Annotated in this window: 17 protein-coding genes and 5 pseudogenes; 14 read left to right on the forward strand and 8 right to left on the reverse strand. The window is 58.5% G+C overall.

The genetic code is table 11. The features are described from left to right. Positions 1-137: 137 nt before the first annotated feature. Entirely contained in the window at positions 138-1,307 is a 1,170-nt protein-coding gene (locus tag ACA071_RS00685) for an IS4 family transposase (RefSeq protein ID WP_497641581.1), read from the reverse strand. A 505-nt stretch (positions 1,308-1,812) separates the two neighbouring features. Between ACA071_RS00685 and ACA071_RS00690 the strand changes: the two genes are divergently transcribed. The 8 genes from ACA071_RS00690 to ACA071_RS00725 all read left to right on the forward strand — a co-directional run bounded on the left by ACA071_RS00690 (position 1,813) and on the right by ACA071_RS00725 (position 10,882). After that, positions 1,813-2,700 (forward strand): TauD/TfdA dioxygenase family protein, encoded by an 888-nt coding sequence (locus ACA071_RS00690; RefSeq protein WP_497642710.1) that lies wholly within the window; start codon positions 1,813-1,815, stop codon positions 2,698-2,700. A gap of 17 nt (positions 2,701-2,717) precedes the next feature. Next, complete coding sequence (locus ACA071_RS00695; protein WP_497642711.1) at positions 2,718-3,743, forward strand: ABC transporter substrate-binding protein; 1,026 nt, start codon at positions 2,718-2,720, stop codon at positions 3,741-3,743. A 5-nt stretch (positions 3,744-3,748) separates the two neighbouring features. Then, a complete protein-coding gene (locus tag ACA071_RS00700; RefSeq protein ID WP_497642712.1) occupies positions 3,749-4,609 on the forward strand; it encodes an ABC transporter ATP-binding protein in 861 nt (286 codons plus the stop codon). A 20-nt stretch (positions 4,610-4,629) separates the two neighbouring features. Then, positions 4,630-5,496 carry an ABC transporter permease gene (locus tag ACA071_RS00705; protein ID WP_497642713.1) on the forward strand — a complete coding sequence of 289 codons (867 nt, stop codon included), beginning with the start codon at positions 4,630-4,632 and terminating at the stop codon, positions 5,494-5,496. A 138-nt stretch (positions 5,497-5,634) separates the two neighbouring features. Beyond that, the gene (locus ACA071_RS00710) at positions 5,635-6,555 is read left to right on the forward strand and encodes a LysR family transcriptional regulator (protein ID WP_497642714.1); all 921 of its coding nucleotides are present in this window, start codon (positions 5,635-5,637) and stop codon (positions 6,553-6,555) included. 177 nt (positions 6,556-6,732) lie between these two features. After that, complete coding sequence (locus ACA071_RS00715) at positions 6,733-8,268, forward strand: MFS transporter (RefSeq protein ID WP_497642715.1); 1,536 nt, start codon at positions 6,733-6,735, stop codon at positions 8,266-8,268. 26 nt (positions 8,269-8,294) lie between these two features. Beyond that, the gene (locus ACA071_RS00720; protein ID WP_497642716.1) at positions 8,295-9,359 is read left to right on the forward strand and encodes an HlyD family secretion protein; all 1,065 of its coding nucleotides are present in this window, start codon (positions 8,295-8,297) and stop codon (positions 9,357-9,359) included. Next, a complete protein-coding gene (locus ACA071_RS00725) occupies positions 9,356-10,882 on the forward strand; it encodes an efflux transporter outer membrane subunit (RefSeq protein WP_497642717.1) in 1,527 nt (508 codons plus the stop codon). Before ACA071_RS00720 ends, ACA071_RS00725 begins: the two co-directional genes overlap by 4 nt. Here the strand turns inward: ACA071_RS00725 and ACA071_RS00730 are convergent. After that, the gene (locus ACA071_RS00730) at positions 10,863-11,552 is read right to left on the reverse strand and encodes an NYN domain-containing protein (protein ID WP_497642718.1); all 690 of its coding nucleotides are present in this window, start codon (positions 11,550-11,552) and stop codon (positions 10,863-10,865) included. The genes ACA071_RS00725 and ACA071_RS00730 overlap by 20 nt on opposite strands. Positions 11,553-12,092: 540 nt before the next feature. Here ACA071_RS00730 and ACA071_RS00735 point away from each other — a divergent pair. Next, positions 12,093-12,230: pseudogene (locus tag ACA071_RS00735) on the forward strand (biotin/lipoyl attachment domain-containing protein); the annotation flags it as partial. Further along, positions 12,229-12,819 (forward strand): annotated as a pseudogene (locus ACA071_RS00740) (peptidase M50); the annotation flags it as partial. The pseudogenes ACA071_RS00735 and ACA071_RS00740, both read left to right, overlap by 2 nt. On the opposite strand, the pseudogene ACA071_RS00745 reads toward ACA071_RS00740, so the two are convergent. After that, positions 12,807-12,962: pseudogene (locus tag ACA071_RS00745) on the reverse strand (phage tail protein); the annotation flags it as partial. The pseudogenes ACA071_RS00740 and ACA071_RS00745 overlap by 13 nt on opposite strands. 255 nt (positions 12,963-13,217) lie before the next feature. Between ACA071_RS00745 and ACA071_RS00750 the strand changes: the two are divergent. After that, positions 13,218-14,810 carry a glycosyltransferase family 39 protein gene (locus ACA071_RS00750; RefSeq protein WP_497642719.1) on the forward strand — a complete coding sequence of 531 codons (1,593 nt, stop codon included), beginning with the start codon at positions 13,218-13,220 and terminating at the stop codon, positions 14,808-14,810. A 119-nt stretch (positions 14,811-14,929) separates the two neighbouring features. Here ACA071_RS00750 and ACA071_RS00755 read toward each other — a convergent pair. The 4 genes and pseudogenes from ACA071_RS00755 to ACA071_RS00770 all read right to left on the reverse strand — a co-directional run. After that, positions 14,930-15,076, reverse strand: a pseudogene (locus ACA071_RS00755) (IS110 family transposase); the annotation flags it as partial. 271 nt (positions 15,077-15,347) lie between these two features. Then, the gene (locus ACA071_RS00760; RefSeq protein ID WP_497642720.1) at positions 15,348-15,722 is read right to left on the reverse strand and encodes a DUF6124 family protein; all 375 of its coding nucleotides are present in this window, start codon (positions 15,720-15,722) and stop codon (positions 15,348-15,350) included. 464 nt (positions 15,723-16,186) lie between these two features. Next, positions 16,187-16,945, reverse strand: coding sequence for a slipin family protein (locus ACA071_RS00765; protein WP_497642721.1), 759 nt, complete (start codon positions 16,943-16,945; stop codon positions 16,187-16,189). 2 nt (positions 16,946-16,947) lie between these two features. Further along, positions 16,948-17,481 (reverse strand): NfeD family protein, encoded by a 534-nt coding sequence (locus tag ACA071_RS00770; RefSeq protein WP_497642722.1) that lies wholly within the window; start codon positions 17,479-17,481, stop codon positions 16,948-16,950. 197 nt (positions 17,482-17,678) lie between these two features. Between ACA071_RS00770 and ACA071_RS00775 the strand changes: the two genes are divergently transcribed. Both ACA071_RS00775 and ACA071_RS00780 read left to right on the forward strand, forming a co-directional pair. Next, positions 17,679-18,140 carry an aminoacyl-tRNA deacylase gene (locus ACA071_RS00775; protein WP_497642723.1) on the forward strand — a complete coding sequence of 154 codons (462 nt, stop codon included), beginning with the start codon at positions 17,679-17,681 and terminating at the stop codon, positions 18,138-18,140. A 118-nt stretch (positions 18,141-18,258) separates the two neighbouring features. Further along, positions 18,259-18,504 carry a DUF2789 domain-containing protein gene (locus ACA071_RS00780; protein WP_497642724.1) on the forward strand — a complete coding sequence of 82 codons (246 nt, stop codon included), beginning with the start codon at positions 18,259-18,261 and terminating at the stop codon, positions 18,502-18,504. A gap of 221 nt (positions 18,505-18,725) precedes the next feature. On the opposite strand, the pseudogene ACA071_RS00785 reads toward ACA071_RS00780, so the two are convergent. Next, positions 18,726-18,932: pseudogene (locus ACA071_RS00785) on the reverse strand (helix-turn-helix domain-containing protein); the annotation flags it as partial. 237 nt (positions 18,933-19,169) lie between these two features. Here ACA071_RS00785 and ACA071_RS00790 point away from each other — a divergent pair. Continuing rightward, positions 19,170-20,645 carry a Fic family protein gene (locus ACA071_RS00790; protein ID WP_497642725.1) on the forward strand — a complete coding sequence of 492 codons (1,476 nt, stop codon included), beginning with the start codon at positions 19,170-19,172 and terminating at the stop codon, positions 20,643-20,645. Positions 20,646-20,651: the final 6 nt, after the last annotated feature.

Here is a 20,651-nt window from a genome sequence, read left to right on the forward strand (position 1 = left end):
CCACGTCCACTGTGACGCAGAGCGTCACGGGATGTATTCCCACGCAGGAGCGTGGGAACAATCGGTGGTAAATCGTTATTCACTAACGGTGTTGATCGTTCCCACGCTCTGCGTCACTAGTGTCCGGTAAACATGTTTCAAAGCTGAAGGTTGCCCTGGGCAGCCTTTAGTTTTTCTTGTTCCTGCCTTCGTCGGTCTTTGAATTCTTGGGTAGCGGGCCGTTCATGCAGGACATGTGCAATCCGCACCGTCAGCTCAAACAACGAGCCGGGAAACCCTGAGCGACGGTGAAAAAGGTGCAGTAACAAGTAGCTGATCAAAGCACTGTAAATCTGCAGGCGAACGGCATTTTCGGAGAAAGCATAGAACCGCTTGAGTTTCAGATGTTGCTTGATCCACTTGAAAAACAACTCGATCTTCCAGCGATTCTTGTACAAACCCGCGATTTCTTCAGCTGTTCTGGCAAAGTCGTTGGTCACCAGGATTAACGGTGTCACGTGCCCTTCGCGTTCAATCACGACACGTCTTACTGGTTCGTCTCGATAGTCATTCACACGTTTGCCACCCAGACGTTTTTTGCCGAACTGAACGACCTCATCACTCATGACCGGGCTTTGTTCGGCAACGGTTGAGTGCTCGTGCAGCACCTCGTAGTTGGCATTTTTCTTAAACCGAGTGACGAAATAAGCACCTTTGCTCTGCAACTGGTACCACCAGTTGTAATCGCAGTAACCTTTGTCAAAGACATAAGTCATGCCGGCCTGAATCGGCATATTCAGCGCATCGCTCATGTCGTTGACGTTGGCGGGGGTAATGTTCACGTACACCGGGGCCAACTGAGCCAGATCCAACCCTACGTGTACCTTGAGGCCTTGTGTGATGCGGGTTTTAGTTGCGGCAGTCCAGTCATCAAAGTGAGGTCCACGCAAGGTAATCGAAGTGGAATCAATCAGACTAACCATGGCGCCGACTTCCTTGCGCTGTTGACGGCCGACACCGCGCAACAGGTTCTCACAGAGGTCTTGGAACGGCCGGTAATCACGCTTGTTCAACGCATCTGACAGGGTCGAGCGGGCAATGGGGCCGGCTTGGAGATGGTAGCTATGCGCAGCCAGCGTTTCGGAGAAAGTCGCCAATGACCGCAGGCTTAAGGCTTGGGTTACATGGCCGCTGACCAGTGTTACCAGCAATTGCCAGGATGTGCAGCGTTTGACGTAGCGATCCGCCTGGTACTTTTCGGTGGATTGCTGGAAGGACGGGCGAGGGATCGCACTGAGCAGTTGGGCTAAACGGGTGCTGGAGAACATGAGTCAAAATCGAGTCTGAAAAATCCGATTATGACTGAAGTCCGCCAACAGCAAGGGGGAGCAAGCTCCCCCTTCAGTTTTTACCGGACACTAGTGACGCTCTGCGTGGGAATGCCGCCATGGACGCTCCACGTCCACTGTGACGCAGAGCGTCACGGGATGTATTCCCACGCAGGAGCGTGGGAACAATCGGTGGTAAATCGTTATTCACTAACGGTGTTGATCGTTCCCACGCTCTGCGTGGGAATGCCGCCATGGACGCTCCGCGTCCACTGTGACGCAGAGCGTCACGGGATGTATTCCCACGCAGGAGCATGGGAACAATCGGTGGTATATCGTTATTCACTAACGGTATTTAAAATTCAATTCTTATGACTATAAAGTCACTCTCCTGCGTACCTGCCGACCAATCGGCGCGCCGCACGACACGAACCAACACGGGACCTCCGTGAGTTTTCGATCGACGCGCGCGCCCTTGAGCGTGCCGTGCGTGGGAGTGATTTAAATGTCAGCCGTCTCTGCATCTCAAAGCATCGCGCCGCAAACCTTCGACATCCGCCCATTCAGCGGCGCCGTCGGTGCCGAAATCATCGGCCTGGACCTGTCCCGCCCGATCAATGATCAGGACTTCGCCCGCATTCACCGTGCGCACCTGGATCATCACGTCGTTGTATTCCGTGACCAACGTATAACCCCCGAACAGCAAATCGACTTCAGTCGCCGTTTCGGCGTGTTGCAGATCCATGTGCTCAAACAGTTCCTGTTGGCCGGGCACCCCGAAATCCTGATCGTTTCCAATATCATCGAAAACGGCGTTTCCGTCGGCCTCGGTGATGCTGGCAAGTTCTGGCACTCCGACCTTTCCTATAAAGAGCTGCCAAGCCTGGGCTCGATGCTGCACGCCCAAGAGCTGCCATCGGAGGGTGGCGACACCCTATTCGCCGATATGCACAAAGCCTGGGACGGTCTGCCCGATGCGCTGCGTAAAGCCATCGAAGGCCGATCCGCCGCGCACTCCTACACCGCGCGCTACAGCGAAACCAAATTCGAAGGCAACTGGCGCCCGACCCTGACCCCGGAGCAACTCGCCCAAGTCGCCGAAGTCGTGCACCCAATCGTCCGCACTCACCCGGAAAACGGCCGCAAAGCGTTGTTCGTCAGTGAAGGCTTCACCACGCGCATCGTCGGTTTGCCGGACGACGAGAGCAAACAGCTGCTCGACGAGCTCTACGCCCACAGCGTGTTGCCGCAAAACATCTACCGCCACCAGTGGCAGCCCCACGACCTGGTGTTCTGGGACAACCGTTCGCTGATCCACCTTGCCGCCGGCTGCCCAAGTTACCTGCGCCGCAAGCTGTTTCGCACCACCATCCAGGGCGACGCGCCTTTCTGATTTGTCGGAGAACCATCATGTCCAAACGTCTTTCATTCGCGCCGCTGGCTGCCGCCATTGGCCTGGGTTTCAGCCTGCTTGCCGGCAACCTGGTGGCGCCGACCGTGGCCCACGCCGAAGGTGAAATCCGTATCGCCGAGCAGTTCGGCATTGTTTACCTGTTGCTCAACGTGGTCCGCGATCAAAACCTGATCGAGAAGTACGGCAAGCAAGAAGGCATCGACATCAAGGTCGACTGGACCCAGCTCTCTGGCGGCGCAGCGGTCAACGATGCGTTGCTCTCCGGTTCCATCGACATTGCCGGTGCCGGCGTCGGTCCGTTGCTGACCATTTGGGACCGCACCCACGGTAAGCAAAACGTCAAAGCCGTGGCCTCGCTTGGCAACTTCCCTTACTACCTGCTGAGCAACAATCCAAACGTCAAAACCATTGCCGATTTCACCGAGAAGGACCGTATCGCGGTGCCGGCGGTCGGGGTGTCGGTGCAGTCGCGCTTCTTGCAATACGCGGCCGCCAAGCAGTGGGGAGACAAGGAATTCAATCGCCTCGACAAGTACACCATCGCCGTTCCACACCCGGACGCGACAGCTGCTTTGATTGCCGGCGGCACGGAGTTGTCCGGGCACTTTTCCAACCCGCCATTCCAGGATCAGGCGCTGGCCAATCCCAATGTCCATGTGGTGCTGAACACCTACGATCTGCTCGGCCCGAACTCGCCGACGGTGCTGTTTGCCACCGAAAAATTCCGTGACGAGAACCCGAAAACCTACAAGGCCTTCGTCGAAGCCCTGACCGAAGCGGCGCAGTTTGCCCAGAACGATAAAGGCGCAGCGGCGGACACTTACATCCGTGTGACCAAGGCGAAAATCGACCGCGCGACGCTGCTGAAAATCATCGACAACCCGCAGTTCGAATTCAGCGTTACGCCGAAAAACACCTATCCGCTGGCCGAATTCCTCTACCGCGTCGGCGCGATCAAAAACAAACCGGATTCGTGGAAGGACTACTTCTTCCAGGACGCCAAACTGCTGCAAGGGAGCTGATCAAGATGAACGCCCCCTTGCAAGGCCACACGGCCAGCAACCCGATCACGGCAGCCAAGGCGCTACTGTCGGTCGATCAAGTCAGCCTGGAATACCGCACGCCGCAGCGTGTTGTTCGGGCCACGCATCAGGTCAGCTTCGAGATCGATCCGGCGGACCGTTTCGTGCTGCTCGGCCCGTCCGGGTGCGGCAAATCGACGTTGCTCAAAGCCGTGGCCGGGTTCATCCAGCCGTGCGAGGGCGAAATTCGTCTTCAGGGGCAAACCGTCAATGCGCCGGGCCCGGACCGGATCGTGGTGTTCCAGGAATTCGATCAACTGCCGCCGTGGAAAACCGTCAAACAGAACGTGATGTTTCCGCTGCTGGCGTCGAAAACCCTCAAGCGTAAGGAAGCTGAGGAGCGGGCACTGCACTATCTGGACAAGGTCGGGTTGGCGGCGTTTGCCGATGCTTATCCGCATACCTTGTCTGGCGGCATGAAGGCGCGAGTAGCGATTGCTCGCGCGTTGGCGATGCAGCCGAAAATCCTGTTGATGGACGAACCCTTCGCCGCCCTCGACGCGCTGACCCGACGCAAGATGCAGGAGGAGTTGCTGCTGCTTTGGGAAGAGGTGCGCTTCACCCTGCTGTTCGTGACGCACTCCATCGAAGAAGCGCTGGTGGTGGGCAATCGCATCCTGCTGCTGTCGCCGCATCCGGGTCGGGTTCGGGCGGAAGTCCACAGCCACCAATACGACTTGCACAGCCTGGGTGGCGTGGCCTTCCAGGAGTCGGCGCGGAGAATTCATCGGTTGTTGTTCGATGAAGGTCAGTCCCCGGAAACCGAGCGTGAGCTGGATTTCTCCGACATTCGCATCGCTTATTGAGCCATTGAGAGGATTGCCCGATGAGCCAGTTTTCATCTGCGCGTAAAGAATTCGAAACCGTATTAGAGCCCCTGACGAGCGTACCGCTGGAGCGAGAGTTGCCCCTCGGCCAGCGTGTATGGCAACAGGGCTGGATTCGCAAAAGCCTGATCCTGATTTTGCTCGCAGTGTTGTGGGAAGTCGTCGCCCGCATTCAGAACAACGACCTGCTGCTACCGAGTTTTCTGCAAACCAGTAGCGCCCTGTATGACGGCCTGCTCAGCGGTGAATTGCTGAGCAAGGTATGGATTTCCCTGGTCGTGTTGCTCAAGGGTTACCTGATCGGCATCGTGTTGGCGTTTGCCTTGACCACCCTGGCGGTCTCGACGCAGTTCGGTCGCGACCTGCTGAGCACGCTGACGTCGATGTTCAACCCGTTGCCGGCGATTGCACTGTTACCGCTGGCGCTGCTGTGGTTTGGCCTGGGGCAGAACAGCCTGATTTTCGTGCTGGTGCATTCGGTGCTGTGGGCCTTGGCGTTGAACACGTACGCCGGGTTTCTCGGTGTCTCGGAGACCCTGCGCATGGCCGGGCGCAACTATGGCCTCAAGGGTATGCGATTCGTGCTGTTTATCCTGATCCCGGCAGCGCTGCCATCGATCCTCGCCGGGCTGAAAATCGGCTGGGCGTTTGCCTGGCGCACGTTGATCGCGGCGGAATTGGTGTTTGGCGCTACCAGTGGCAAGGGTGGGTTGGGTTGGTACATTTTCCAGAATCGTAATGAGCTGTACACCGACAAGGTGTTTGCCGGGTTGGCGGTGGTGATCTTGATTGGGTTGCTGGTGGAGAATTTGGTGTTCGACACGCTGGAGCGGGTGACGGTGAAGCGTTGGGGGATGCAGCGCTAGTCAGTTAATCCGATGTGATTCGAAAAGATCGCAGCCTTCGGCAGCTCCTACGCGCCTGTGGGCGCCGCCGAAGGCTGCGATCTTTTGATCTGCTAGCATTGCGTCTGAATCAATCCTGATCAGCCAAGAGTGCTCAGTATGCAACTCCCGGACATGAACCTGCTGGTCGCCCTCGACGCCTTGCTCGATGAAGGCAGCGTGGTGGGCGCCGCGCGGCGGATGAACCTCAGCCCGGCCGCCATGAGCCGGACCCTGACCCGAATCCGCGAAGCCATCGGCGACCCGATCCTGGTGCGCGCCGGCCGTGGCCTGGTACCGACCCCCAAGGCACTGGCGTTGCGGGAACAGGTGCGGGACGTGGTGGAGCAGGCGGCGCTGTTATTCCGCTCGGCCGATGAGGTGGAATTGGGCACCTTGCGGCGTCGATTCAGCATTCGCGCCAATGACTTTTTCGTTGGCGTTTACGGTGGCAAGCTCTTCGACACCATGGAGCGTCAGGCCCCGCATTGCGAACTGCGCTTCGTCCCGGAAGGCGATGGTGACGATGAAGCGCTGCGCGAAGGGCGGATCGACTTGAGTATCAGCAACAATCGTCCGTCGATGCCGGAAGTGAAGGTCCAAAACCTGTTCTCCACACAATTCGTCGGCCTGGCCAGGGAAGATCATCCGCTGTTCGACGAGGAAATCACCGCCGAACGCTACGCCGGGTACGCCCACATCAGCATGTCCCGGCGCGGGATTGCCCGTGGGCCGATCGATACGGCGCTCAACGCGTTGGGGCTGGAGCGACGCGTGGCGGTGATTGCGCCGAGTTTCCATGCGGCAATGTTTGCGCTGCCCGATTCCGATCTGCTACTGCCGGTGCCAAAAGAGGCGCTGCTGAGCGTGCGGCGTTTGGGCCTGAAGCTGCGCTCGTTCACCCTGCCGATTCCATTGCCGACGCTGATGCTGACCCAGGCCTGGCATCCGCGGTTCGACAAGGATTCGGCCCATCGCTGGATGCGCGAGACCCTCAAGGCGTGTTGCGATGAGACTTGGTTGGCTGCTCAACCGGTTTGAAGATTAAAAGATCGCAGCCTTCGGCAACTCCTACGCGCCTGTGGGCGCTGCCGAAGGCTGCGATCTTTTGATGTTATTGCTGCGTCTGACGCACTTATAAACTGCCAATAAGTCAATTTTCGTAACGTTCCATCCTCCCTAAAATGCCCCGGTATTCTCATCCCGGAGCTCGCAGTAATGACTTCCCTCACGGCCCCGGCGCCCCTCGCCATGGCCAGCCCCGTCGCCGCCACGCCACCGGTCTTCGGTCTGCGGATCATCATCGGTCTGGTGGGCGTGTTGCTGGCGGTGCTGGTATCTGGCTTGAACGAGATGGTGACCAAGGTTGCCCTGGCCGACATTCGCGGCGCGTTGGCCATCGGTTACGACGAAGGCACCTGGCTGGTCGCCAGTTACACCGCGACCTCGGTGGCGGCGATGGCGTTCGCGCCATGGTGCTCGGTGACGTTCTCGTTGCGCCGTTTCACCCTTTACGCCATCGGCCTTTTCACGCTGCTGGGCGTGTTGTGCCCATTTGCGCCAAATTACGAAAGCCTGCTGCTGATGCGCATCGTCCAAGGCCTGGCGGGCGGGGCGTTGCCGCCAATGCTGATGACCGTCGCCCTGCGTTTCCTGCCGGCCAACGTCAAGCTCTACGGCTTGGCCGGTTATGCCCTGACGGCGACCTTCGGACCGGGCCTCGGCACCCCGCTGGCCGGGTTGTGGACCGAGTACGTCGGTTGGCAATGGACCTTTTGGCAAATCATCGTGCCGTGCCTGATCGCCATGGCGGCAGTGGCTTACGGCTTGCCTCAGGATCCGCTGCGCCTGGAGCGCATGAAGCAGTTCAATTGGCGGGGTTTGCTGCTGGGTTTCCCGGCGATCTGCATGTTGGTGATCGGCATCTTGCAGGGCAATCGGCTGGACTGGTTCGAATCGAGCCTGATCTGCTTTTTGCTTGGCGGCGGGCTGCTGTTGTTGGTGCTGTTTCTGATCAACGAATGGTCGCAGCCGATCCCGTTCTTCAAGTTGCAGATGCTCGGTATTCGTAATCTGTCGTTCGCCTTGATGACCCTGGCCGGCGTTCTGGTGGTGCTGCTGGCGGTGGTCATCATTCCGTCCAGTTACCTGGCGCAAGTCCAGGGTTATCGGCCGATCCAGACCGCACCGATCATGCTGCTGGCGGCGCTGCCGCAGTTGATCGCGCTGCCGTTGGTGGCAGCGCTGTGCAACCTGCGCTGGGTCGATTGCCGCTGGGTGCTGGGGATTGGCCTGAGCATGCTGGCGTTGTCGTGCATCGGTGGTTCGCAGCTGACCTCGGTGTGGATTCGTGACGATTTCTACGTCCTGCAACTGCTGCAAATCTTCGGGCAACCCATGGCGGTGTTGCCGCTGCTGATGCTCGCCACCGGCAGCATCACGCCGATGGAAGGGCCATTCGCCTCGGCCTGGTTCAACACCGTCAAAGGCCTGTCGGCAGTCATCGCTACCGGCATCATCGATGCGCTGACCACCGTACGCCTGCATTTCCACTCGACCATGTTGGTGGACCGTCTCGGCAACTCGCCCCTGGTCGACAGTGACAGCGCCGGCCTTGCCCATCGGCTTCATGAGCAAGCCGTGGTGCTGACGGCATCGGATCTTTATCTGTGCATGGCGGGCGTCGCTGCGGCGCTGATCCTGCTGATTTTCTGGCTGCCGACGCGGATGTATCCACCGCGCGCGCCAACTTGAACGCTTCACTGAAGTAGAGGTTTTTTATGACGACTTATGCAAAGCAAAAAGTGGCGGTTGGCGTTGCCGCCGCGATCGCGGTCGGCGTGCTGATTTACCTGGTCGCGCCAGGACTGTTCGGCAAGCGTGCGCAACAGAGCACCAACGACGCCTTTGTCTCGGCGGACTTCACCTTGGTCGTGCCGCGGGTCGCCGGGTTTATCAAAGAGGTGTTGGTGGAGGACAACCAGCAGGTCAAGGCCGGGCAGTTGTTGGCCTTGATCGATGATCGGGACCTGCGCGCCGCTGCCCAGGCTGCCGATGCCGAAACTTTGGTGGCCAGGGCGCAACTGCAAAACGCTCGTGCGACCCTTGAGCGCCAGACCTCAGTGATCGCCCAGGCCCAGGCCACCGTGGTGTCGGCCAAGGCTGAAATGGCCTTTGCCGAACATGAATTGAATCGCTACGACCATCTCGCCGGTGTGGGTGCCGGTACCGTGCAGAACGCGCAACAGGCGCGTACGCGCATCGATCAGGCCACCGCTCGGCTGGCCAACGCCACGGCGGTGCTGGCGGCGGAACGCAAGCAAGTGGACATTCTCACCGCTCAGCGCGATGCGGCCGAAGGTGGACTGAAACGCTCGCAAGCGGCGCTGGAAATCGCCAGTTACGAGCTGTCTTACACGCGCATCGTTGCGCCGCAGGACGGCATGGTCGGTGAGCGGGCGGTGCGGGTTGGCGCTTATGTCACGCCGGGCAGCAAGATTCTGGCGGTGGTGCCGCTGGCTCAGGCTTTTGTGGTGGCCAATTTCCAGGAGACTCAACTGAGGGATGTGCAGCAGGGGCAGGACGTGCAGGTTCGCGTCGACAGCCTTGGCGGAGAAATGTTGAGCGGTCGCGTCGAAAGCATCGCACCGGCTACCGGGGTGACGTTTGCTTCGGTCAAGCCGGACAACGCTACCGGTAACTTCACCAAGGTCGTGCAGCGGATTCCGGTGAAAATCGTGCTGGATGCGGGCCAGCCGTTGGCGGAGCGGTTGCGGGTAGGGATGTCGGTGGAGGCGCGGATTGATACGGCCAGCGCAGACAAGCATGAGGTTGCGCAACGATGAAGATTTTCGTTGATCGTGCTGACGCCATCGCGAGCAAGCTCGCTCCCACAGGGGAACGCATTCCAAGGTGCTCGCAACTCACCTTCTGCGCCTTGTTTGTCATGAGCCTTTCAGCCTGCACCGTAGGCCCGGACTTCCTCAAACCTGAGCCACAGCAAGTCACCGAATGGTCAAAACCGCAAAAGGCTGCCGAAAGCCAAGCCGTCGCCCAAACCATGGACGAACGCTGGTGGGAAGTCTTCCATGACCCAAAACTCTCGGCCCTGAGCCAACGCGCGCTGACCGATAACCTCGACCTGAAACTCGCCAGCAGCCGTTTGCAGCAAAGCCGCGCCGTACGTCAGGTGATCACTGCCGACCGTTATCCCACGACCGCCGCCACCGGCAGCTACGGGCGTGAACGCAACAGCGGGGAAGGCCTGAGCGATCCTTCCGGCAAAAACGGCAGCTCGGCGTTCAACCTCTGGGACGCAGGCTTCTCCGCCTCCTGGGAACTGGATTTCTGGGGGCGCGTACGCCGCGAAACCGAAGCCGCCGACGCGACCCTCGAAGTCGCCGAAAACGACCGCCGTGGTGTGCTGCTGTCGGTATTGGCCGAAACCGCTCAGGACTACATCCAGCTGCGCGGCGTGCAGAACACCCGCGCCGTCACCGAACAGAACCTCGACGTCGCCCGGCACAGTCTGAAGCTCTCGCAATTGCGCCTGGCCGATGGCGTCGCCACTGACCTGGACGTCGCCGAAGCCGCCGCGCAAGTGGCCGCCATTGAGTCGCGCCTGCCGGCGCTGGAGCAGCGTCAGTCGCAACTGATCAACGCCCTGAGCCTGTTGATGGGCGAGCCGCCCCAAGCTTTATATGCCGAGTTATCCACAGACGCTCCAGTGCCGCAGACCCCGCGTCAGGTCGCCATCGGCCTGCCGTCGCAACTGGCCGAACGCCGCCCCGACATCCGTCAGGCCGAAGCCCGGCTGCATGCCGCGACGGCGAGCATTGGCGTGGCCAAGGGCGATTTCTATCCGCGGATCACCCTGTCGGGCAACATCGGTTCCCAGGCCATGCAACTGAGCGATTTCGGCTCCTGGGGCTCGCGCTCCTTCGGCATCGGCCCGCAATTCAGCTTGCCGCTGTTCGACGGTGGCCGCCTGCGCGGCATGCTCAACCTGCGCGAAGCCCAACAGCAGGAAGCGGCCATCGCCTATCAGCAAACCGTGCTGCGCGCCTGGCATGAAATCGACGACCAACTGACCACCTACAACGCCAGCCAACTACGCCGCGACAGCCTCGCCGAAGCCGTACGCCAAAACCAGATCGCCCTGCGCACCGCGCAACAGCAATACGTGGAAGGGGTGGTGGATTTCGTCAACGTGCTGACGGTGCAAGGGGAGTTGTTGGCGACTCAGCAACAATGGGTTGAGAGTTCGACCGGGGTGTCGCTGGCGATGGTGGGGTTGTACAAGGCGTTGGGGGGAGGGTGGGAGTCGGTTTATCCGGTGGCAAAAGTCGTTACCAATAATCCGGTTTGATGGCCGGCGCCTTATGGGTAGGGACCTTGTCTGGAAACTGGTGTGACTGGAGCTCTTCTGCGGAGATGGCTCGTCGCATCCAGTGCGAGTGTTCTTTCAAAGAGCCGGGTGGAATTCGTTTGAACCCTGTCCTGTATGGAAGAACGACGCCAACGGTAATTTGCGGAAAGTCTTCCCGGATAGCTCTCAGTGCGGGAGCCATGTCTGTGTCCCCGGATACCAGAACGAGTTGCTGGATGCTTTCAGCTGCGGTGCTCTTGGTTTGTTTGGCCGCTGTGCGGTACATGCTTATCGCGATATGGACGTCAGTTTCCTTTTCTTCGAGTTTCCAGATTGGGGTTGTGTCTTGACGCGAGGCGCCGATTTTCTTGTTGATGAAACAGGGTGCGCGCGCAGGTTCGAGTTGGTGGCGACCATAGTGAACGGCAACATTGTGAGCCTTCAGGGCACGGACGTAGGTATCTTGAGCTTCCTTGGACGCGATGCCACGAGTAGCCAGTTCTGGTTTAACCGACGAGGTGAAATAGTCGATTGAAGCCACAGAGCTTTGAGGGTTTTCAATGTGAGCGATATAAGCCAATAACTGCGGCAGGTTTAGCCATTTGTAAGGGGTGTCAGCCAGCAACCCGTAGAACACGTTGTAGCCATCAACGAAGAACGCAGTGCGCACAAATCCAATCCTCAAAAACGAAAAAACCGGCCGAAGCCGGTTTTTTCACCCCAACTGCCAGAGAACTGAATCTCTGCGTACGGGGTTGAGTAGTGCGCAGATCCTAAATTGAGTGCGTCATGCACGTCAACCATCGACTGATCAGCGCTGTAATCGGCTGGATCTATTCCAGCACCGGCAGGCCAGTTTTGGATAGTTGCCAGGCCGATAGTCAAGGCGCTAATAGCTTTATCTGTTAATGATTGTTGCGATGTAAGGGCGCTATGTCGATGGGGCTATAGAAGCGCAGAGTCTCTATCGCCGCGTTCAGTTTTGACTGAATGGGCATTCCTATTTTCATGTGAGATTTATTACCCAAACCCAATGAGCGTAAGAACAAACGAGCGCTCTGAAATTTTTGTCCTTTTTGAAACAATACATTTCTACCCAATGATGGCTCTTCGTTTGACGCAACCCCTCGCTGTCGTAGACTCCGGTCATCCGTCAGGGAGTTACGGTTATGCGGCGTTGAATTCGGTCGGGCGTTTCGAAGTGGCGCGGGCCGAGGCCGAACGCTGGACCGGCAAACCGGTACAGACCGGCGAGCGGCTGATGAAAATCGCCGACCCGAACCAGGCCGAATTGCGCATCGAACTGGCGGTCGGCGATGCGATTGCCCTAGAGCCGGGGGCAGAGGTCACCGCGCTGGACCCTGGCCGACCCGGTGCGCGGGCGCTACTTCTAGCTCGGCGCGGCGGCGATGCGCCTCTTGCGTCATTGGTCTTTGGACGATCCCGAACAAGTGTTGCGCGCCGCCAACCGCGAGCCAGGTTTACCGCTGGACGGCACCGAGCTGGAGCAACTGCTGAATTTCTTGCGCGGTCATGACCTGATCACCGCCCTCGACCCGCAACAGCGCGCCAGTTACAGCCTCAAAGCCGACGCCCAGCGCCAGACGCTGTGGCAGGTCTTGTTGCACCAATACCTGTTTTTCCGAATTCCGCTGTGGCGCCCGGATGCTTTTCTCAATCGCGCCTGGCCGTGGCTGGAGCGTTTTGGCCCACGTGCATTGCGCTACGGATTGCCGGCCACCCTGATGCTGGGCGTGCTTCTAGTGTCCCGGGGCTGGCAGCGTTTTGTCGCGACCTTTCCACATTTGTTCAGTCTCGGTGGCGCGCTGGCGTTGGGCATGGCGCTGTTCGTTGCCAAGCTCTGCCACGAGTTCGGCCACGCGTTCATGGCCAAGCGCGCTGGTTGCCGGGTGCAGAGCATGGGCGTGGCGTTCATGCCTTGGCCCTGGTGCATCGGCAGGCGCCCGCACAGGTTGGGCAGCATGAAGGTTTGCGACCCATTGCCGCCATAGGTAATTCCCAGCAAAGCGAACAACGCGTTGTACTGGCTGACTGGCAGCGTCTGCCCGTTGGCTTGCATCTAGCGGCTGGGGGCATACGAAAAGCCAAAGGGAGGAATGGTTCCGAGAAACACGTCCATAGTGATTTCATCCATGTGGTTTTTGGAGGAGACCGTACTGGCTCGACGCTACTGTCCGGGCCACTCCTCAACGTAGACGCTGATGTAAAAGTCGCTGGATTGCGTTATTGCAGAGATGGGGCAGCATCGAACGAACTCCCGGGCGTGCTCCAGGCTCCAAGAGTGATCAGCTTTTTTCGACCAGGCGGGGAAGTCATGAAGTACCGCAGGGAAACAGAAATTGCCGGCAGGCCTGACGGGCATGCCGGTCGTACGCGAGCCTCGGCGTTTTCGCCCCTGCCGCAATGGCTGGCGGATTACGGCTTCTGGTTGATTCTAGTGCTGGCCGCGATCGTGCGTTTTTACGACCTCACCGCTGCCGCTATCTGGGGCGACGAAGGCTCAAGCCTGTTGATGAGCCAGTATTCGCTGGGCGATATCTGGTTTCACGCCGCCCATGACGTGCATCCGCCGCTCTATTTCATGCTTTTGCACGGCTGGATCGAGTTATTTGGCGATGGAATTTTCTCAATCCGTAGCTTGAGCGCGTTGCCGGGTATTGCCACGGTGGCGCTCGGGATCTGGCTGGTCCGGCTGGTGGCCAATCCCCGTGCCGCGCTGCTTGCCGGTTTGTTGCTGGCGCTGCTGCCCACGGCGGTGCGCTACAGCCAGGAAGTGCGGATGTATTCGTTGCTCGGGCTGTGGTTGCTCGGCGCGACCATTGCGCTGGTGTACTGGGTCAAACAACCCCGGCATTCGCGGTATCTGGTGATTTACGCGCTACTGATGACGGCAGGGTTCTATACCCACTACTTCACGGCCCTGTGCGTGATTGTCCATTGGGCGTATCTGCTGGTCCTGCGCTTGCAGCCGGCTCATCCGATGAAGCACATCACGCGTCCGTCCTGGTGGCTGGCCAACGTTGCGATTGTGGCGCTGTTCACGCCCTGGTTGCCGGGGCTGATCGATTTGATTCAGCACCTGAATGCGCTCAAAGCCAATGGTGACGTGGGCTGGGAGCTGCCCGTAACCCTGAGTTCGCTGCCGTCGATGGTTTGGGATTACCTGATTCAGGACGATGGCGATAACTTGCCGTGGCTGATGTTCGCCGCGCTGCCGGCGCTGTTGCTGGTGGTGATTGTGTTGACGGTTGTGCGTGATCGCAGCCTCTATCGCTGGAGCGCCTTGCTGGCGATTTACACGCTGGTCCCGCTGTTGCTGGTGTTCGGCGTGTCGTTTATCTCCCCGGTGTTTATCGAACGCTACCTAACCGCGTTTGCATTGGGCTTGCCGCTGATCATGGCGCTGGCCATCGACCGGTTATGGGACGGCTTTCGCGTGTTGGCGCTGGCGTTGCTGGTGCTGTTGGTCGGTACCGAACTGGTGGGGCTGAAGACCAATGCCACGGTGGATGTGAATGATCAGCCCAGCGTGATGGTCGAGTTCGTCAATCAGCATTATGTCGACGGCGACCAGATCGTCATCAGCGACATGCTCTGGTACATGCCCTATGTCTATTACAACCGCACCGACACTTCGCCGTTGCTCTATACCCCGCCGACGGCCACTGGCACCTCAACCCGTCCAAATGCTTACGGGTTCGGCACGCTTGTCGATGACAACGCCGAAAAAATCTACCTCGATCACCTCAGTGAGCTGCCGGCAGGGACCGGGCGTGTGTGGTTGATCAGCACCGCCGACCAGCCCGATGAGTTCGCCCCGCTGCCCTCAGGCTGGCAAAAAATCAGTGAAAAAGCAGCAGGCAATAACCGGGCTCGACTGTTTCTGATGGGGACTGGCAAGCATTGAGCCGGGTCTGCGTCCCAGGACAAATGATTGCCGAAACGGGGTTATACGCTTCAGCAGGTCTGGCTCGCTTCTTTCAAAGGACGGCCGATTTTTTAGCTTCGAATTGATATCAAAACACCAGCACAGACCACGTGGTTGGAGTGATGACAAGACATCAACTGACGAACCCAATCCGCCAGCGCGACTTTCAGTCGCTTCAGCGTAATCAAATAGACACGGGCGCACTGGACCAGCAGGCGCCTCTGATTTCGATCGCCACGCTTGCTGTGCCTCCGTTTTTGGAGCAACAAAGCGCATGGCTGAACGGGTTGCAGCCTCGCAAATGGCCTCGGCATCTCCAACCTAGATCCCCTGTGGGAGCGGGCTTGCTCGCGAAAGCGGTGTGTCAGCCACCATTGATGTTGAAGCTTATGGCCCCTTCGCGGGCAAGTGCTCCTACAGGTTTGGGCGATACGCGATTGTTGCAATCGACTTAAAACCCGTAGGAGCGAGGCTTGCCCGCGAAGGCTGCGGTCAATTCACCGCAAATCTGGACGGCTAAATCTTAGCCTCTGCCATCGCCTCATGGTGATCCAGCACTCGCTCTACCAGCAGATGCACGCCATCGGTCAGTCGGCTGATCGCCAGGGCTACAGAACGGCGTGTGCCTTCCACATCGTCCGCTAGGTTGGCCGCGATGGCGCTGATGGACAGCAAGTCTTCGGAAGCATTGGCCAGCAGGGCTTCGGGGTCGTCGATATCCGGGGCGACGGCGAAGAGCTGGTATTTATGGCGCTTGGCTGGTTTTTCGTCAGCCGGGGGGAAGTAGTGAGCGAAGGCGCGGTCGGCGGCTTCTTTCATTTTTTTGGCGTCGAGTGCTTCGGGGGAATCGGTTCCAGAGTTTTCTGGTGGATTAGGCGTCGGTTTGAACATGGTCTGACCTCATTATGTAAAAAGGTGCTGACCCGGTTCGCTTGCACGCGAAGTAGGGTGGCAGCTATGTGCGGGGTGCAAGACCGAGTGAACGCCAGACCAAGAAACCTCGGCAGACCCGAAGGTCTCCCGCACACAGCCGCCATAAAGCGAATACAGCGAGCACAAAGTGCCCGACGAATGCCTACGCGAAATTGGTCAACGTTTTACCCGGACTTGCACGTCCGTGTCACCGTTTATTCAGTGACAAAGCCAGACTAGACCTGGCTCCGGACCGGAACAAGTTCACCAACGCCACTACAACTTGAAGGAAATCTCCCACGGGATTGCCGGATTTTGGTGTTTGTAGGAAAGATCAAAAGATCGCAGCCTTCGGCAGCTCCTACGGGACGTGGGTTGCCGCCGTTTCGGGTTGGAAACACCGTCTGTAGGAGCGGCCGAAGGCTGCGATCTTTTGATCTTCCTCAAGGTTTCGACGACAAATCCGCCATCCCCTTAAGCAACTCAATCGGCAACGGAAAGACAATCGTCGAACTCTTGTCCCCGGCAATCGAACTCAACGTCTGCATGTACCGCAACTGCATCGCCCCCGGCTGACGCCCCAGCATTTCCGCGGCTTGCATGAGTTTTTCCGACGCCTGCAATTCACCCTCGGCGTGAATCACCTTGGCCCGCCGTTCCCGCTCGGCTTCGGCCTGTTTGGCGATGGCGCGGATCATCGACTCGTTAAGGTCCACATGCTTGATCTCAACGTTGGCAACCTTGATGCCCCAGGCGTCGGTCTGGGCGTCGAGCACTTGCTGGATATCCACGTTCAACCGTTCCCGCTCGGCCAGTAGCTCATCGAGTTCATGTTTACCGAGCACCGCCCGCAATGTGGTCTGGGCCAATTGGCTGGTGGCCATCAGGAAATCTTCAACCTGAATGATCGCCTTCTGTGGGTCGAGCACACGGAAATACAGCACGGCGTTGACCTTCACCGAGACGTTGTCGCGGGTGATCACGTCTTGCGGCGGGACGTCGAGGACGATGGTCCGCAGGTCCACGCGAACCATTTGCTGCACCGCCGGAATCAGCAGGATCAGGCCCGGCCCCTTGACCTGCCAAAAGCGCCCGAGCTGGAACACCACCCCGCGCTCGTATTCGCGCAGGATGCGGAAGGTCGACCCCGCCAGCACGATGACCAACAGCAGTAGCGCGGCAAAACCCAGTTGCAGGCCCATGGTTATTCTCCACCCGGCGCCGCGTCAGCCGCGGCCACTTCCAGCAGTACTCCTTTGCGCGCCACCACCCGGACCCGTTGCCCGGGTTGCAGCGGCGTGGCGCTTTGTACTTGCCACTGTTCGCCTTGCAGGTGCACCCAGCCGTTATAGGCACTGCCGGCCTGCAACGTCGTCACCGGCGCCACGCTGCCCACGAGTCCGGCATCGCCACTGACGTTTTCGCGCGGTCGGGTTTTCAGGGCATGGAGCACCAGGAAAACCAGCAACAGGGCGCTGACCAATCCCAGCCCGATCATCAACGGCACCGGCACTTCGGTGTTGGTCAGAATCACCGCGCCAGCCACAAACATCACCAGGCCGCCGAGGCCGATCACGCCGTAATTGGGCAACGTGGCCTCGGCCACCAGAAACGCGATGCCAAACACGATCAGCCACAGGCCGAGGGGATCGGGAACGAACAGCACAACGGCGTCCGCCGCGAAAACCGATCCGCTCAGGGCCAACAGCAGCGCAACCGCACAACAACGAATGTTCACGTGACCCTCCGGGAGAGTCGGGGTGCTCTGTATACAGTCTAGCTGAGCCCCGAACTGTACGAATTTTGACCAGTTGTTGACGCAGCTCCGGCGGGCAGATTTTCCGCGCGATGGTGCCAGCGGGCCTAGACTTTCAGGGATGAAGTAGAGGTTTAACCATCGTCCGCGAAACGTTGTTGCGGACACCGAGGTGCATCATGCGTATGGCAAGAACGGTGCAGGACAGCCTGAACAAGGCTCACTGCGAATTCGACATCGTCACCCACCCGCACTCGGCCAGCAGCCTTGAAACGGCGCGCGTGTCGGGTATTCCTGCCGAACGGGTGGCCAAATCGGTAATCCTCGACGACCACCACGGTCATTACCTGATGGCCGTGCTACCCGCCAGCCGTCACCTGGACCTGAGCAAAGTACGCGGCAGCGGCGAATGGCAAATCACCCGGGAAAGCACCCTGGCGCACCTGTTCAACGACTGCGAACGCGGCGCGGTGCCGGCGCTGGGTGAGTCCTATGGCATAGACATGGTCATCGACCCGTTGCTGACCCGGCAGAAAGACATCTACCTGGAGGCCGGCAACCACAACAACCTGCTGCACATGAGCATGCCGGAGTTCCTGAAAATGGTGCCGCATGCGGAGGTTTGCGAGTTGAGTCATTAGGTTTACGGTGTCAGTGATACCGCCTTCGCGGGCAAGCCTCGCTCCTACAGGGGACTGCGTTCTCCTGTAGGAGCGAGGCTTGCCCGCGAACAATTTTCTAGCCACCCAGGAGCCCATCATGGAATCCCCAACCCACAGCCTGCCCTCCCTGTTCAAACAACTCGGCCTGGACAACGACCCGATCAGCATCGACCAATTCATCGCTACCCATTCACCGCTTAAACCTGAATTGCATCTGGCCGATGCGTTTTTCTGGACCGAGAGCCAGGCGGCATTTTTGCGGGATGAGATTCTGGATGACGCGGATTGGGCGGAGGTGGTGGATCAGTTGGATGTGTTGATGAGGAAGGGGCGGGGGGTGTGAAAAAACGTGTCTGACGTGGAGAAAAAGCCATCAGCGGTACTGAACGGCGCACACGGCGGGTCTGGGGGAGTGGCTCAGGACGATGTTTTCGAGTGTGAGATGGAGCGCCTCGATGATCTTGAATTGGCAAAAATCGTTCAATCACGCAGGCATGAAACACCGATCCCCATAAATCTGGATGACCTATAGGCTGGAATTCCTGCGGATATTCAGTTCGATTTCCCACTGAATGCCATGCGAAGGTTGATGGCTTCAATGGGATCGGAAGCCGGAATGGGAAAGTGCTTGTCTTCATACTTTTCTACCAGCATGGCCAATACCTCCAGCTCATCCCCTTCTGCTGAATTCGGTGCCGCTCCCCACAACTGCTCAAGGCGCAAAAGTGCATTGTTGAGATCCTCAGCGGTTTGGATGGGTTTGGTGTTCATTACACAATCTCCGTATTGATCTGATCACGTTGAGCATGCGCGATAAGGCCCCTGTCGTTGATCGCCGATCTGTTTCAAAACTTGACCATCTTTCCCCTAGGGTGGATGTGTCGTTGAGGAAGGGCTGGGGGTGTAAAAAAATCTGTGGGAAAAGTCTGAAATGTAAAAAAATCTGGTGAGCAGTAAAAAAATCTAGGCTTTAATCGCCTAAGTGAATTTTTTCTGTGGACGCTCCCCATGCCTTTTGTTGGATACGCCTACCTGCGTGACGCGCTGAGCCTTAAGGCTTTCGCACCCCAACGCGCGGCGATGATCAAGCCAGTCACTCGTATCACATTGATCGGCGACTGCTTAGCTGTTCCCCAGTCCGTGGCTCCAGCTCAAGGTTCGATGCTTGAGCATATTCTCTTTGCCCTCAAGCACGAAGGCATCAACCTTTGCATTCTTGCCCAAGCGCTTGAAGCGGTTGCTGCTGAGCAACTGCTGGATGAGTTGGCTAAATCCCCGAATGGTGTATTCATCCGCAAAGCCTGCTTTTTGTGGGAAAGCTTCACCGGTCAAAAACTTGAGTATTCGATACCGGTTCGGGGCAGCGTTGTGGCGCTATTCGACCCCAAGCGTTATGTAACTGGCCCTGCCCTGCGCAATAGCCGCTGGCGCGTCGACTTTAATGGCTTGGGCTCTCTGCGCTACTGCGCCACCGTAGAACGAACCCCCGAACTCGAAGCCCTGCTCAGTCTCGACATCCTTGGGCGAGCCAGGGCCTTCATGGCCACCTTGCCGCCCGAAATGATGGACCGCGCGATCAACTGGGCTTACCTGCACGAAACCCGCGATTCCTTCGCCATCGAGAAAGAAGAACCCAGCGAAGAAAAATCCCGGCGCTTTGTTCAACTGCTGCGCCAGGCCCACGAAGGGCGGGAGTTGAGCGAAGACTATTTGGTCGAACTGCAAAACAGCACTGTTTCCAATCCTTTCGACAAAGCCGTCCTGTTTCGCCACGAACAGAATCATCTGCATAACGGTTTGCGTGGCGCCGCTGGCGTCAGCTACGTACCGCCCGCTCCGGACTTGTGTCGTGAACTGATGGAAGAGCTGATGAGCTTCGCCAACCAGTCTTCAAGGCAAGTCGATCCGCTGGTGGCGGCCGCTGTGACTGCTTTCGGATTCGTCTTCCTTCATCCATTCATGGATGGTAACGGTCGACTTTCACGTTTCCTGATCCACCAGACGCTTTGTCATTCCGGCGCATTGGAAAACGGTTTGCTGCTGCCCGTTTCCGTGGCCATGAAACACGAAGAGGCGAACTACCTCGAAGCGCTGAAGGACTTCTCAAAACCTGCCCGTGATTTCTGGAACGTCACTTGGCTGGACGCTGACCAAATGGCCTTCGAGTTCGTTGGGCATCCTTCGATTTATCGCTTCTGGGATGCCACCCGTTGCGTTGAATTCACCTTGCAGATGGCGCGGCGAGCCCTGGAAGTCGAACTGCGTGAGGAAACCGAGTTTCTGGACCGTTACGACCGAGTGATCAAAGCGGTAAACGAGCGTTTCGATGTGCGGGGGAGTGATCTGTCGAAACTGGTAATGATGTGTCTGGACAACGACGGCAAGGTCTCGAAGCACCGACGCAAGCAGTTTCAATACAGCGTGCCGGAGGAGGTTTTTGCGTTTATTGAGGAGGAAGCCGGGAGGCTAGTGACTGAGGAATAACCGTGA

Source organism: Pseudomonas sp. LBUM1646 (genome assembly GCF_059716165.1).

Bases quoted from the DNA above. Each gene is read 5' to 3' on its own strand.
- ACA071_RS00780 (WP_497642724.1), top strand. From the start codon at position 18,259: ATGGAATCCCCAACCCACAGCCTGCCCTCCCTGTTCAAACAACTCGGC.
- ACA071_RS00705 (WP_497642713.1), top strand. From the start codon at position 4,630: ATGAGCCAGTTTTCATCTGCGCGTAAAGAATTCGAAACCGTATTAGAG.
- ACA071_RS00765 (WP_497642721.1), bottom strand. From the start codon at position 16,945: ATGGGCCTGCAACTGGGTTTTGCCGCGCTACTGCTGTTGGTCATCGTG.
- ACA071_RS00715 (WP_497642715.1), top strand. From the start codon at position 6,733: ATGACTTCCCTCACGGCCCCGGCGCCCCTCGCCATGGCCAGCCCCGTC.
- ACA071_RS00720 (WP_497642716.1), top strand. From the start codon at position 8,295: ATGACGACTTATGCAAAGCAAAAAGTGGCGGTTGGCGTTGCCGCCGCG.
- ACA071_RS00750 (WP_497642719.1), top strand. From the start codon at position 13,218: ATGAAGTACCGCAGGGAAACAGAAATTGCCGGCAGGCCTGACGGGCAT.
- ACA071_RS00790 (WP_497642725.1), top strand. From the start codon at position 19,170: ATGCCTTTTGTTGGATACGCCTACCTGCGTGACGCGCTGAGCCTTAAG.
- ACA071_RS00690 (WP_497642710.1), top strand. From the start codon at position 1,813: ATGTCAGCCGTCTCTGCATCTCAAAGCATCGCGCCGCAAACCTTCGAC.
- ACA071_RS00710 (WP_497642714.1), top strand. From the start codon at position 5,635: ATGCAACTCCCGGACATGAACCTGCTGGTCGCCCTCGACGCCTTGCTC.
- ACA071_RS00760 (WP_497642720.1), bottom strand. From the start codon at position 15,722: ATGTTCAAACCGACGCCTAATCCACCAGAAAACTCTGGAACCGATTCC.
- ACA071_RS00775 (WP_497642723.1), top strand. From the start codon at position 17,679: ATGCGTATGGCAAGAACGGTGCAGGACAGCCTGAACAAGGCTCACTGC.
- ACA071_RS00725 (WP_497642717.1), top strand. From the start codon at position 9,356: ATGAAGATTTTCGTTGATCGTGCTGACGCCATCGCGAGCAAGCTCGCT.
- ACA071_RS00700 (WP_497642712.1), top strand. From the start codon at position 3,749: ATGAACGCCCCCTTGCAAGGCCACACGGCCAGCAACCCGATCACGGCA.
- ACA071_RS00685 (WP_497641581.1), bottom strand. From the start codon at position 1,307: ATGTTCTCCAGCACCCGTTTAGCCCAACTGCTCAGTGCGATCCCTCGC.
- ACA071_RS00695 (WP_497642711.1), top strand. From the start codon at position 2,718: ATGTCCAAACGTCTTTCATTCGCGCCGCTGGCTGCCGCCATTGGCCTG.